This window comes from Mesorhizobium sp. M8A.F.Ca.ET.057.01.1.1, assembly GCF_003952565.1.
Lineage (GTDB): Bacteria > Pseudomonadota > Alphaproteobacteria > Rhizobiales > Rhizobiaceae > Mesorhizobium.
Genome location: NZ_CP034454.1, coordinates 4782119 through 4795516, shown reverse-complemented (window position 1 = coordinate 4795516; position 13398 = coordinate 4782119). Strand labels below are relative to the sequence as shown.

The 13398-nt window shown below is 61.9% G+C and carries 13 protein-coding genes; 5 read left to right on the top strand and 8 right to left on the bottom strand.

Annotated elements, in window-relative coordinates; all coding sequences use genetic code 11:
- Positions 1 to 29 precede the first annotated feature (29 nt).
- The gene (locus tag EJ077_RS22930; RefSeq protein ID WP_208696504.1) at positions 30 to 407 is read right to left on the bottom strand and encodes a hypothetical protein; all 378 of its coding nucleotides are present in this window, start codon (positions 405 to 407) and stop codon (positions 30 to 32) included.
- Between the two features lie 10 nt (positions 408 to 417).
- Entirely contained in the window at positions 418 to 705 is a 288-nt protein-coding gene (locus EJ077_RS22925; protein ID WP_208696501.1) for a hypothetical protein, read from the bottom strand.
- Between the two features lie 287 nt (positions 706 to 992).
- Between EJ077_RS22925 and EJ077_RS22920 the strand changes: the two genes are divergently transcribed.
- Genes EJ077_RS22920 through EJ077_RS22905 form a run of 4 tightly spaced genes read left to right on the top strand, consistent with a single transcriptional unit; the run spans position 993 to position 4776 of the window.
- Positions 993 to 2126 (top strand): aminomethyltransferase family protein, encoded by a 1134-nt coding sequence (locus EJ077_RS22920; protein ID WP_208696499.1) that lies wholly within the window; start codon positions 993 to 995, stop codon positions 2124 to 2126.
- A 41-nt stretch (positions 2127 to 2167) separates the two neighbouring features.
- Complete coding sequence (locus tag EJ077_RS22915) at positions 2168 to 2764, top strand: dimethylamine monooxygenase subunit DmmA family protein (protein WP_208696497.1); 597 nt, start codon at positions 2168 to 2170, stop codon at positions 2762 to 2764.
- Complete coding sequence (locus EJ077_RS22910; RefSeq protein WP_208696495.1) at positions 2761 to 3726, top strand: PDR/VanB family oxidoreductase; 966 nt, start codon at positions 2761 to 2763, stop codon at positions 3724 to 3726. The genes EJ077_RS22915 and EJ077_RS22910 overlap by 4 nt, the downstream gene beginning before the upstream one ends.
- Positions 3727 to 3735: 9 nt before the next feature.
- Positions 3736 to 4776 carry a heme-dependent oxidative N-demethylase family protein gene (locus EJ077_RS22905; RefSeq protein ID WP_208696493.1) on the top strand — a complete coding sequence of 347 codons (1041 nt, stop codon included), beginning with the start codon at positions 3736 to 3738 and terminating at the stop codon, positions 4774 to 4776.
- A gap of 52 nt (positions 4777 to 4828) precedes the next feature.
- Here EJ077_RS22905 and EJ077_RS22900 read toward each other — a convergent pair whose 3' ends face one another.
- Positions 4829 to 5542 (bottom strand): helix-turn-helix domain-containing protein, encoded by a 714-nt coding sequence (locus EJ077_RS22900; RefSeq protein WP_208696491.1) that lies wholly within the window; start codon positions 5540 to 5542, stop codon positions 4829 to 4831.
- Between the two features lie 261 nt (positions 5543 to 5803).
- On the opposite strand from EJ077_RS22900, the gene EJ077_RS22895 reads away from it, so the two are divergent.
- Positions 5804 to 7162, top strand: a complete 1359-nt coding sequence (locus tag EJ077_RS22895; protein WP_208696489.1) for an NAD(P)-binding domain-containing protein — start codon at positions 5804 to 5806, stop codon at positions 7160 to 7162.
- 19 nt (positions 7163 to 7181) lie between these two features.
- Here the strand turns inward: EJ077_RS22895 and EJ077_RS22890 are convergent, their stop codons facing one another.
- From EJ077_RS22890 to EJ077_RS22870, 5 genes are all read right to left on the bottom strand, one after another.
- Positions 7182 to 9161 carry an ABC transporter permease gene (locus tag EJ077_RS22890; protein ID WP_208696487.1) on the bottom strand — a complete coding sequence of 660 codons (1980 nt, stop codon included), beginning with the start codon at positions 9159 to 9161 and terminating at the stop codon, positions 7182 to 7184.
- Positions 9158 to 10231, bottom strand: a complete 1074-nt coding sequence (locus EJ077_RS22885; RefSeq protein WP_208696484.1) for a quaternary amine ABC transporter ATP-binding protein — start codon at positions 10229 to 10231, stop codon at positions 9158 to 9160. The genes EJ077_RS22890 and EJ077_RS22885 overlap by 4 nt, the downstream gene beginning before the upstream one ends.
- 76 nt (positions 10232 to 10307) lie before the next feature.
- The gene (locus tag EJ077_RS22880; protein WP_208696482.1) at positions 10308 to 11282 is read right to left on the bottom strand and encodes an ABC transporter substrate-binding protein; all 975 of its coding nucleotides are present in this window, start codon (positions 11280 to 11282) and stop codon (positions 10308 to 10310) included.
- 415 nt (positions 11283 to 11697) lie between these two features.
- Positions 11698 to 12462, bottom strand: a complete 765-nt coding sequence (locus EJ077_RS22875) for an SDR family oxidoreductase (protein WP_208696480.1) — start codon at positions 12460 to 12462, stop codon at positions 11698 to 11700.
- 77 nt (positions 12463 to 12539) lie between these two features.
- The gene (locus tag EJ077_RS22870; protein WP_245458510.1) at positions 12540 to 13337 is read right to left on the bottom strand and encodes a DUF427 domain-containing protein; all 798 of its coding nucleotides are present in this window, start codon (positions 13335 to 13337) and stop codon (positions 12540 to 12542) included.
- Between the last annotated feature and the right edge of the window lie 61 nt (positions 13338 to 13398).

Sequence of the window (13398 nt, the reverse complement as noted above, 5' to 3'; positions counted from 1 at the left end):
AGTGTCCCCAAATTCTTCGTCGCCAAACTTTATTTGTCGTCGAACTTTTCGTTGATGACATCGCGATATTCGCGGTCGGATGCCCGGAACAGGAAGACGAAATAGCCGATCAGCACGACCGCCATGATAATCAGGGTCGGCCAGTCGATGATGTAGTGGAACCGGTTCTGGATGATGTCATGCGCGGTTTCCGGCGTGTAGCCGAGCTTTTCCCAGATCGAGGCCATGGTCGGATTCTGGCCAAGTGCTTCCCAGGTCTTGGCGTCGAGCGCGTCGATGGATTTCGCCGCCCCGGCAAGGCCGAGTTTCAACGGCAGCCACAGCGCCACGAAAATGGCGACCACGACAACGGCGATATCGAAGACCTGCCCGGCTTTGCTCTGCTCCGGAGGCGTGTAACGGGACATGCTTTTCCCCTCAGGATTTGCGGTTGCGGAACGCGTCGGCGTTCTTGATGTCGAGCCCGTAGATGAACTCCTTGTCTTCCTTGTAGTGTTTGACCATCGCCAGGATGGCCGCGGTGTTGAAGATCAGCACCGCGGCGGCGGCAATCGCCACCACGGCCTTGATGCCGCCGTGCGGGATGTAGGGCCATGTCATGAAGAGGACGAAGAGGATCGTCGCCCATAGGCAGAGGATCAGAAGCGCGGATCCGCGCAAGTCGGAGCGATACAGCGCCTCGATGCGCTGCTGCAGGTCTGACATCGGTTTTCCCCTTCTTTGCCGACGCCCGGTTCCGAATCCACCGCCCGCCGCTCTCTTTCAAGAGAGTGAAATTTTTTTCATAAGTTCCGCTCGAATCCCTGACTTGTCAAGACGAATTTACGCGGAGTTAACCGCTCGCTTCGAGTGAACAATTTTGCCTGACAATGAAATTATTTGCTTCAAGGGGATTGCAGGCTCCCCGCGTTTGCGGTCAATATTCCATCCAAAGCTCCGGCCTCGGGCAAAGGAGCAGGGAACAGCAGGATTTTCGAACGGAGGACGAGCGGATGACGGCATCCTGGAGATTTTCAACCCTGGCGGATCGCCATCGCGCTCTGGGGTCGAAGCTCGAAGACTGGAGCGGAATGGGCACCGCCTGGACCTACGACAAGGATGCCGATGAGGAATATGTCGCCATCCGCACCAAGGCCGGACTTATGGATGTATCCGGCCTGAAGAAGGTTCACATCACAGGGCCGCACGCCTCGCACCTGATCGACCTCGCCACAACGCGTGACGTGGAAAAAATCTATCCCGGCAAGTCGGCTTACGCCTGCATGCTGAACGAAGCGGGAAAATTCACCGACGACTGTATCCTGTACCGTACGGGGCCGAATTCCTGGATGGTGGTGCACGGCTCGGGCACCGGCCACGAGGAACTGCAGCGGGCGGCGATGGGCCGGGACGTGTCGCTGCGCTTTGACGACAATCTGCACGATCTGTCGCTGCAGGGGCCGACGGCGGTCGACTATCTGGCCAAGCACGTGCCGGGCATTCGCGACCTCAACTACTTCCATCACATGCAGACGCAGCTCTTCGGCTTTCCTGTCATGATCTCGCGCACAGGTTACACCGGCGAACGCGGCTACGAGATCTTCTGCCGCGGCCAGGATGCCGGCACGATCTGGGACAGGATCCTCGAAGAGGGCAAGGGGGCCGGCATCATTCCATGCCGATTCACCACGCTCGACATGCTGCGTGTCGAGAGCTACCTGCTGTTCTACCCCTACGACAATTCGCAGAAATACCCGTTCGAGAACGAAGGCCCCGGCGACACGCTGTGGGAACTGGGCCTCGACTTCACCGTCAGCCCCGGCAAGACCGGTTTCCGTGGTGCCGAGGAGCACTATCGCCTGAAAGGCAAGGAGCGCTTCAAGATCTACGGCGTCCTGCTCGACGGCAAGGAGCCAGCCGATGAAGGCGCGCCGGTCTATCGCGACGGTAAAAAGGTCGGAGTGGTGACCTGCGCGATGTATTCGCCGCTGGTCGAGAAATCGATGGGCATCGCCCGGCTCGACGTCGACTGCGCGGTCAAGGACACCAAGCTTGAAATCCGCAACAAGAGCGGATCGATCAAGTCGACTGCGCAGCCCTTGCCATTCGACGATCCCAAGAAGACCAAGCGCACGGCGAAAGGCTGAGGCATAATCGACAGCGAGGGGTTTCGAGGCACAAAGACAGAATGGCAGCCAAAACCATCATCAGCCGGCCCATTTACGGGATCCTGTCCCCGCAGCCCGGCAAGCATCACCTTTTCGTGGCGGATGCGGAAGGCGCGCTCGCGATAACAGACATGGCCGCCAGGGCTCAGGCCGGATTCTTCGACGGCGCCGAAATCGTGTTCATTGCCGGTCCTGACGGCAAAAACGTTGCCGCTCTCGAAGCCTTGAAGCCGGCGCAACTGCATATCGCTCCGTCCTTCGCCAGCCTGCTGCCGCGTCTGAAGCAGACCTTGACCAACGCGCATATGGGTCTGCGCCTCTATCTCGCCGGCACCGAAGGGCTGATCGGCCAGGCCATGCAGGTGGCGCTCGAAGCCGGCATCGACCACACCTCCATGCAGACCGAGCATCGCGGCTCGCTGGCGCGGCGCATGCAGTGCGTCCACTGCAAGGGCATCACCGAAAACGTGACGACGCAGCCGGCGACCTGCTCGCATTGTGGCCTGCTTCTCCTGGTACGCGATCACTATTCCCGGCGCCTGGCGGCGTTCCAGGGCGTCTGCATCAATGCCGAAGACCGCAGTGAAATTCCTCCGATGGAGGAGATCTTCCGATGAGCACCGGCACCACCAAGCTCGATGTCGTGGTCAGCGACGTTGTCCCGGTCAATGACCTGGTCACCCGCTTCCATTTCCGCCGGCGTGACGGCGGGTTGTTGCCGACCTTTTCCGGCGGCGCCCATGTCGTGGTCGAGATGCGCGACGGCGAGCGCACAAGGCTCAATCCCTATTCGCTGATGGGCTCGCCGCTCGACACCAGCGAATACACCATCTCGGTGCGTCGCGACGATGTCGGGCGCGGCGGCTCGCTGTTCATGCACCGGTCAGTCAAGCCTGGACTGGAGATGGTGGTGAGCTATCCGGTCAACCTGTTCTCGCTTGATCTCAGGGCGAAAAAACACCTGATGCTGGCCGGCGGAATCGGCATCACGCCGTTCATGGCGCAAACCGCGCAACTGGCTGGCGAAGGCGGCAATTTCGAACTGCACTACACCTGCCGCACCGCCTCGCTTGGTACCTATGCGGACGTGCTCAGGGAACGCTACGGCCGTCGGGTCCGGCTCTATCACGATGACCTTGAGGAGCGTATCGATCTCGATCGGCTGTTGTCCTCGCAACCGCTCGGCACGCATCTCTATGTCTGCGGCCCTGCCGGCATGATCAACTGGGTGCGCGACCGCGCCGCCGCGCTCGGCTGGCCGCCGGAGACCGTGCACTACGAGCATTTCGCGGCGCCCCAGCCCGGCCTGCCATTCGACGTGACGCTCGCCGTCAGCGGCAAGACCATCCGCGTCGGCTCGCAACAGAGCCTGCTCGAAGCCATCGAGGCGGCCGGCGTCGATCCACCCTATCTCTGCCGTGGCGGCGTCTGCGGCCAATGCGAGACCAACGTCATCTCGTGCGACGGCAAGTTCATCCACAACGACCATTGGCTAAGCGAGGAAGAGCACCGTTCCGGCAGGAAGATCATGCCGTGCGTGTCGCGCTTCGAAGGCAGGTCGCTGGTCTTGGAAAGATAGGAGGCGAGCTTGGGCATCACCTTTCGCAAGGAAACGTTCCGCGACGACTTCACCTTCAGGAACAGCCCTGAGCACATCAGACGGTTTCCGTTCCCGTTCCACGAAGACAGCTACATGTATGCGGTCAATATCGAGCCGCATGTCGTCGGCCCGAAGGGCTCGGTGCTGGAAAACCTGATCGACGTCGACGAGCACTATGTCGCCGAGATGCAGGACCGTGCGCTGGTGCTGGCCGAGGATCCGCTGCGCTGCCAGTCGCTGCCGCACATGACGCTCGCCGGCTGGGACCTGCTCGAGCTTCTGATGGAACAGCAGGCGCTGGGTTACCCCGAGCATTTTACGCTGAAGCGCGACGGCGATCGCTGGCGCTGGATCAACCGGCCGCTCGGCATCGATGACACCTTCACTTTCGGCGACACCTCGACGTTGCCTTACGGGCCGATGGAATACATCACCCGCCAGAGCCAGGGCGATTTCTGCATCCTCGACCAGCGCGACGGCAATCTGTGGATGGATGCCGGCATGGTCACCACCCAGGCCGACTGGTCGCTCGATTTCGACATCGGCATGAATTTCTTCGAGTGGCACGCGCCGGTGCCGCTCGCGCATGAGAAGGGGATTTTCGTCAGGGCGCTGAAATTCCTCACCAACATCCAGCAGGGCAAGCCGGCCAGGCGCCTGAACTGGACGATGACCATCAATCCGCGCCTCGATACCAGCCCCGAAAACTACCACAAATGGGGCCCGGACCGGGCAACGGTGACGCCCGAAAATGTAGGGGACAAGGTGCATCTGCGGGTCGAATTGCAGAGCTTCTGGCGGCTGCCGCGCTCCAACGGCATCGTCTTCCCGATCCGCTGCTACCTGATCAAGATGGACGAACTGGTGACGCAGCCGAAATGGGCGCGGCGCCTGCATCGTGTCATCCGCGACCTGCCGGAGGAACTCGCCACCTACAAGGGCCTGACCCGCTATCGGTCGACGCTGGTCGAGTGGCTGTCGAAGCTCGACGACGGCAGCCCGACATCAGCGGGATTTGGGCCGGATTGAGGCTGCTGGCGAAGCTGCCAATCTCCCCCTCGTGGGGGAGATTGGCCACACCTCAACCAGCACTATTTTGCGGATAGCAGATGATCGAGAGATACCGCATCGGCAGGCGCGTGAGTTCTTCGGGTCCATGCGGCGCGTCGGCGTCGAAGAACAGGCTGTCGCCGGGCTTCATCGGATAGAGGTTGCTGCCGTGCCGGTAAACGACCTCGCCCTCGAGCATGTAGAGGAACTCCATTCCCTCGTGCTGGAAGGTCGGGAACACGTCGGAATCCTCGGTCAGCGTGATCAGATAGGGTTCGACCACGACACCGCTGGTGTTGGAACCGATATGGCCAAGGAGATTGTACTGGTGGCCGGCACGCGTGCCGCGGCGTTCGACGTCAAGGCCTTGGCCGGCCTTGACGAAGACAGCGCTGCGTTCTTCCTCGAAACGGCGGAAGAAGGCAGTGACGGGAACGCCGAGCGCCCGCGACAGCGCCTGCAGCGTGGTCAGCGACGGCGAGGTGATGCCATTCTCGATCTTGGACAGCATGCCCAGCGAAATGTCGGTGGCGACAGCGAGATCGGCGACGGTGATGCCGAGTTTCTTGCGGAAGGCCCGCACCTCGCGGCCAATCGCGACCTCCAGCACCTTTTCGCGGGTATCGCGGATGGCGTGCGGATTCTGCGTCAGCGGCGCGCGGATGGTCTTGCCGTCCGCCGAGACCTTTGGCTGCGGCTTTGGTTTGGTGCCTGCCGGCCCAGCCTTGGAACTGTCTTTCGCCATGTCGCCCCCCGGACTTCGCGGATTTATTTCACTCAAGGTGAACATGTCAGGTGGCGATACAGCAGCGCAACCGCAACGGCAAGCCGTCTTGTGGCGCATGCGCCGGTCCTTTGAGTGCGGCCGTCGCGGGTTTTTCGGCAGGAATCCGTTGTGCGCAAATGCCGTTTCCGCAGATCGGTGTTGACAGCACGGAAGGGCCAATTACTGTCCTGTCAGTGAAATTTGTTTCGCTGGGGAAATCAAAAAAGAGGAGGCCCTGGAATGAAAACTCGCGTTGCCGTCATCGGGGCCGGACCGTCCGGTCTGGCTCAGCTCAGGGCCTTCAAGTCGGCTGCCGACAAGGGCGCCGAGATTCCCGAGATCGTCTGCTTCGAAAAGCAGTCCGACTGGGGCGGCCTGTGGAACTACACCTGGCGCACCGGGCTCGACGAACATGGCGATCCCGTGCACGGCTCGATGTACCGCTACCTCTGGTCGAACGGGCCGAAGGAATGCCTGGAATTCGCCGACTACACGTTCGAGGAGCATTTCGGCCGGCCGATCGGCTCCTACCCGCCACGCGCCGTGCTGTGGGACTACATCAAGGGCCGCGTCGAGAAGTCGGGCCTGCGCAAATGGGTGCGCTTCAACAGCCCGGTGCGCATGGTGACCTTTTCCGACGAGACGAAGAAATTCACCGTCACCGCGCATGACCGCACCTACGACGTGACTTACTCAGAGGAGTTCGACAATGTCGTCGTCGCCTCAGGGCACTTCTCCGTGCCCAACGTGCCCTATTTCGAGGGCTTCTCGACCTTCAACGGCCGCATCCTGCACAGCCACGATTTCCGCGACGCGATGGAGTTCAAGGGCAAGGACATATTGATCATCGGCCGTTCCTATTCGGCCGAGGATATCGGCTCCCAATGCTACAAATACGGCGCCAAATCCATCACCTCCAGCTATCGCTCCAAGCCGATGGGCTTCAAATGGCCTGAGAATTGGAAGGAGGTTCCGCTGCTCCAGAAGGTCGTCGGCAAGACAGCCCACTTCAAGGACGGCACCACCAAGGACGTCGACGCCATCATTCTGTGCACCGGCTATTTGCATTCCTTCCCGTTCCTCACCGACGACCTCAAGCTCAAGACCGCCAACCGCATGTGGCCGCTCGACCTCTATGAAGGTGTCGTCTGGGAGAAGAACCCGAAGCTTTCCTATATAGGCATGCAGGACCAGTTCTACACCTTCAACATGTTCGACGCGCAGGCCTGGTTCGCCCGCGACGTCATCATGGGCCGCATCAAGCTGCCCTCGGCCGAGGCGATGGCGGCGCATGGCGCCAAATGGCGCGCCCGCGAGGAGACGCTTGAGGACGCCGAGCAGATGATCTGGTTCCAGGGCGACTACACCAAGGAATTGATGGACCAGACCGACTATCCCGGCTTCGACGTCGAGGCGGTCAACCAGACCTTCATGGAGTGGGAGCATCACAAGGCGGAAGACATTATGAGCTTCCGCGACCATTCCTATCGCTCGCTGATGACGGGCACCATGGCGCCGCTGCACCACACGCCCTGGCTGCAGGCGCTGGACGATTCGATGGAGAGCTATCTCGAAGTGAAAGGCGTCGCGGCGGAGTAGTCGCGGCGCACCTTCCGGACTATCCCAATCTTGCCCGCGCCTTCGCCGTCCAGGCATTGAACAGCCGGTCGGCGACGATGCCGATGAAGGCGATGGCCAGGCCCGCGACGATGCCGCGGCCAGAATCGGCCTTCGACAGCGCGATGAACACTTCCTGGCCGAGGTCGCGCGTGCCGACCATGGCGCAGATGATGATCATAGCCAGCGCCATCAGGATGGTCTGGTTCACACCCAGCATGATCTCCGGAAGCGCCAGCGGCAGTTGCACCCGAAAGAAGGTCTGGCGTGGCGTGCAGCCCGAAACCTTCGCCGCCTCGATCAGCGCCGGCGGCACCTGCCTGATGCCGTGATTGGTGTAGCGGATTGCCGGCACCACGGCGAAGGCGACCGTGGCAATCATCGCGGTGACATCGCCGACACGGAACAGCATCACCACCGGAATGATGAAGCAGAACGACGGCAACACCTGCAACGTGTCGATGACGGGCGTGACGATCCTCTCGAAGCGGTCGCTTCGCGCCGCCGCAAGCCCGATCGGAATGCCGATCAGGCAGGCTATGAAGGCCGAGATGCCGCAGAGATAGACCGTCGCCATGGTCTTTTCCCAAAGGCCTGTGATGGCGCAGAAGGCGGTGAGTGCCGCGACAAGTGCGGCCAGCCGCATGCCCGAGAGCTGGTAGCCGGCAAGGCCGAGCAGCAACACCGCGCCGAGCCACGGAAAGCCTTCGCAAAAGGCGCGCAGCGGGTTGAGCACGTTAAGGATCAGCGCGACGCGGAAGGCCTCGATATAGTCGAAGAAGTTGATCGTCACCCAGTTCACCGCCGCTTTCCACAATGGCGCGGTGGTGAAGGTGATCGCCTTCGGCACGGCCGCGAAAGCCGGCACGAACAGGCCGAGCAGCGTGGTGACGGCAAGAATCGCAATGGCCAGCGTCAGATTGGGGTAGCGCCGCCAGAAACGCGGGCTCGCGGATCGGTGGACATTGCCTGTTGCCTGCTTGTGGGCGATGGACTGGCTCAGCCGGTCGAGCGCGATGGCGAGCGCGACGATGGCGAGCCCGGCTTCCATGGCCTCGCCGACCTTCAGCGCGCGCAGGGCGAGCAGCACGTCGTAGCCTAGCCCGCCGGCGCCGATCATCGAGGCGATGATCACCATGTTGAGCGCCAGCATGATCACTTGGTTGACGCCGATCATCAGCGTCGGCCGCGCCGAGGGCAGCAGCACGCGCCACAATTTCTGCCGCGCCGTGCAGCCAGCCATGTCGCTGAACTCGCCGATCTCCAAGGGCACCCGCGTGAGGCCGAGCATGGTTGCCCGCACCATCGGCGGCGTAGCGAAGATGGCGGTGGCGATCATCGCCGAGACCGGGCTGTTGCCGAACAGGAGCAGCATCGGGATCAGGTAGGCAAAGGTCGGGATCGTCTGCATGAGGTCGAGGGCAGGGGAGACGATAAGCCTCTCCGCCCACGGCTTGCGCCACGCCCAGATGCCGGCGAATAGCCCGGTGAGTATGCAGAACGGCACCGCGATCGAAATCAGCGCCAGCGTCAGCATGGCGCTGGTCCATTGGCCGAACAGCGCGATGTAGAGGAAACAGCCGCCAACCAGCATGCCAAGTTTTCTGCCGCCGGCCGCATAGCCGGCAAGGAACGCTGCTCCACAGACGCCAACCCAGGACAGACGCGGCAGCACGAAAGCTTCGGCGCCGTGGCCGATCTTGAAATTCTTGGCCAAGAGATTGAGCGCGAAGTCGAGAGGCACGCCGAGCACGGCGGTGACCGAGCGGGTCAGCCAGGACAGGTTCGACTTGACCCATGCCATCAGCGCGCTGACCCAGTCGGCGACGGGCACGACGGCGCTCGCCGGATAGTCGACAGCCCATGGCAGCCTGTCCCGCAGCAGGAACACCACCAGCACGGCGGCAAGCGCGAGCACCCAGATAACCAGCCACCGTTGAATCGGCGGCCTCGCCTGGCTGGTGCTTGCCGTTACCGTCATGCGCCGGCTCGCTCGATGCCGGCCAGAAGATCGATCACCGCTTGCGGCGTCACTTCGCCAATCGGCTTGCCGGTGCCATTGACCACAGTGAACGGTTTGCCGGCGGCAACGATGCTGGCCGAGAAGCTGGCGATCTTGGCCTCCGGCGCCACCATGCCGCCATGTTCGGCGCCATCGCAAGGACGCATCAGGCTGCGTGCCGAAATCACCTTGGCGCGGTCGACGTCGCGGGTGAACTCGGCGACGTAGTCGGTCGCCGGATTGACCACCAGTTGCTCCGGCGTGCCGATCTGTATGACTTCGCCGTCCTTCATGATGGCGATGCGGTCGGCGAGCCTTATCGCCTCGTCGAAATCATGGGTGATGAAGACGATGGTCTTGTGCAGCATGGTCTGCAGCCGCATCAGCTCATCCTGCATCTCGCGGCGGATCAATGGATCGAGCGCCGAGAACGGCTCGTCGAGAAACCAGATTTCCGGCTTGGTGGCGAGACTGCGGGCGATGCCGACACGCTGCTGCTGGCCGCCCGACAATTCGCGCGGATAGAAATGCTCGCGCCCGCGCAGGCCGACGAGTTCGATGACTTCCCGGGCGCGCGCCTCGCGTGTCGAACGATCCTGTCCCTGGATGCTGAGCGGGAAGGCGATGTTGTCGAGCACATTGAGATGCGGCAGCAGCGCAAAATTCTGGAACACCATGCCCATGCGGTGGCGCCGGAGTTCGATCAGCGCGGCATCGGAAATCTTGAGCAAGTCCTTGCCTTCGAATTCGACCTTGCCATGTGTCGGTTCGACCAGCCGCGACATGCAGCGCACCAGCGTCGACTTGCCGGACCCTGACAGGCCCATGATGATGAAGATCTCGCCCTGGCGGATTTCGAGGTCGACGGCGCGCACCGCGCCGACCAGCCCCGCTCCGGCTATATCGGCTGCGCTGGCCTTGCCGTGGCGCTCGCGGATGAAATTGGCGGCGTTCGTCCCAAACAGTTTCCAGACATTGCGGCAGGCAAGTTTTATCGGCCGGAGATCTTTCCCCGTCGCGCTCGATGCCTGTTCGATAGCTTTCGTCATTCAGCCGTCCTTCTGGAACACCAGGAATTGAGACCCGGCTGGCACCAGCCGGGTCTCCCTTTTCCAGTCGGAGCGATCACTGCGCCCAGGCTTTCCAGTCGGCTTCGTGGGCGGCGATCCAGGCGGCGGCGACATCCTCCGGCGTTTTGCCGTCGAGATCGATCTCGCCGCTCATCTTGTTCAACTCGTCGGTGTCGATCGTGTAGGCTTTGGCCACCTTGTAGGCGACCGGCCATTTGTCCTTCATGCCGTTCCAGGAGTATTTCCAGATCTCGCCATGCGGCTTGCCGCAGTCGTATTTGGCGTCCGGGTTCACGCCCCATTTCGGGTCGTTGTAGCACTCGGGCGTGTATTCGGGGAATTGCACCCATTCGCCCTTGTATTTTGCAGGCGCCCAATGTGGCGAGTAGATCCACAGCATGATCGGCGCCTTGCGCTGATAGGCGGAATCGAGTTCGGCGAACATCGCCGCATCGGTGCCGGCATGGATCACGGTGAAGGGCAGTTTCAGCGCCGCGACACGTTCGTCGTCAAAACCTTCCCAGGTTACCGGGCCACCAAGATAGCGCCCTTTCGGCGCCGTCTCGGCGGTCGAGAACGATGCCGCGCAGGTGGCGTCGAGCAGTGCGTGCCAGTCCGGCAAGGTCGGGCACTTCTCCTTCATGTATTCGGGAAACCACCACTCTTCCTTGGCTTTCGGGCCGAGCTTGCCGAGCCGTTCGGTCTGGCCAGTGGCGTCCGAGGCCTTCATGGCTTCTCCGGCGGTGGTGTCCCAGAACTCCAGGCCGACATCGATGTCGCCATTGGTGAGGCCGGTGGTCAGGCTGGAGAGATAGTCGGCGGTCGGATATTCGACGGTATAGCCGAGCTTTTCCAGGATGCCACCGAGGATCTTGGCGTTGAGGTTGACGCTGGTCCAGTCGAACAAGGCAATCTTGATCGGGTCGTTGGACTCCGGTGCCGCTGCCTGCGCAGCCGGCGTCATGACACTTGCCGCGGCAAGTGCAAAAGCTCCCATTGAGAATTTCGAAATCACACTGCGAATTGGCATTGCTTGGTTCTCCTTCAAGCTGTGACGTTTATTGGTCGTTCCCTTCTTGCGCCTTTTCTTGATTGTGTTGGAAAGGCTGGCTGTTGCGCAAGGCTGTTGTCGCCAGCGGGGCAAAGGCCGGCACGGCGATGCTCGATTTCGATGATGACGGATGCTGCCGGGGCGGCCAGTCTCATGGCCGATAGATCGCCGCGATAGCGATCCGCGGATCAATTGCCAGTCCTGCGGCGCCCTGCAAGGTGCGAGCCATCAAGGTCATGATCTCGGCTGTTGGCCGGCAAGCGCCATCCCGCCGGTGCTGTTTCATAGCATGAAATTATATATACCAACGTTCATGCGGCGCAACGACTAACGCCGGGCCGGCTGCGAATTTCAGACTGGAGGCGAAGTGCCGCAATCGCGGCCGGATGTCCGCCTACCAGCAGACGTAGCCGCCATCGACGATCAGGTCGAGGCCGGTGACGAAGCTTGAGGCACGGCTGGCCAGGAACACTGTCGGTCCGACCATTTCCTCCGGTGCCGCCATGCGCCCCAGCGGTGTGTCGCGTTTGAAGATCTTCACCTCTTCCGCAACCTCCGGCCGCTTGTTCATCGGCGTCAGCGTGTAGCCCGGGCTGACGACATTGACGCGCAACCCGCGATCGGCCCATTCCATGGCGAGGCTCTTCGACATATGGATGACGGCGGCCTTCGAGGAATTGTAGTGCGCCTGCGTCAGCCCCCGGTTGACGATGGTGCCCGACATCGAGGCGATGTTGATGATCGAGCCCTTGCCGCGCGGCAGCATCTTGCGCGCTTCGGCCTGGCAGGACAGGAACACGCCGGCGACATTGACTTCGTGCACCTTCCGCCATTTGTCCAGCGGCAGCGTCTCGGCCGGTTCCGATCCGGCAATGCCGGCATTGTTGACAGCGACGGTCAACGTACCGAGGTCGGCTTCGATGCGATCGATGGCCTTGGCCAGGTCGCTCTCCGACGTCACCGTGCCGGTCAGCACCAGCGCCTTGCGCCCGAGTGCGGTGATCCGGTGGGCGGTTTCGTCCAGCCCGCCCTTTGATGCATGGCCAAAACAGGCGACATCGGCGCCGGCTTCAGCCAGCCCAATCGCGATTGCCTGGCCGATGCCGCTGCCGGCACCGGTGACCAGTGCGACATCGCCGTCCAGTTTGAAGAGATCCATCGACAGCCTCCCTGATCAGGGAGGGTATGCGCTGACCCATGTTTCGATCAAGTCTTCAGCGCGCTGCGCGGGCGTACCTAGAAATATCCGTCGGACGCGGCCGTGGCCTCTTTCGGGATTTCGACGCCGTCGACCAGGATCTTGTCGACCAGCTCGTGGTGGAAGCACACCAGCCCCTTGATGCGTTCTGCTTCATGGACCGGGTCTGGATAATACCAGACCAGGTTCTCGTGGCGCTTCTTGGCTGTCGTCACGTGATAGTAGTTGGAGATGCCCTTGTAGGGGCAGCGCGAAATGTAGCGGCTGGGCGCGAACATATCGAGCCGCGTGTCGGAGATCGGCAGATAATGGCGCACTGGATGCCCGGTCTCGAACAGGAACACGCCGCGCCGTGAATCGGCGACCTGCTCGCCATCGAGGATGACCTGTACACGCCGCGAAGAGGGCAGGCAGTCGACGCGGCGGAACGGATCGCGGGCGTGGACGAAGATCTCCTCGTCCTCCTCGAACCAGTGGCCCATCTTGCTCCACACGAACGACATGTAGCCTGAAATCGGCGGGCAACCCTTGACGGGATCGAGATAGCGCCATGCGCCATCCTCGACCAGGGTGATGCCTGTATTGAGCGAATAGTGCGTGGCGACGCCCTTGTATGGGTCTTCCGTCGTCGTCTTCGAGGGCAGCAGGAATTCCTCGCGCACGTCCTCGATCGGGAAATAGTAGACCGGCAGATGGTCGGATTCGTACAAAACCAGTGCCCTGGTGGTGTCGGCAACGGTCATCGAACCGACCTGGACCCGCAGCCGCTTCAGCGACGGCATGGTGAAGGCGACATAGCCGGGCTCGAAATCGTACTGCACGATAGTGTCGAGCACGGGGAAATGCGGTCCGCGACCGCGCAGATGAGGCTTGCGAATGGTAGTCTCCCGTTTCTTG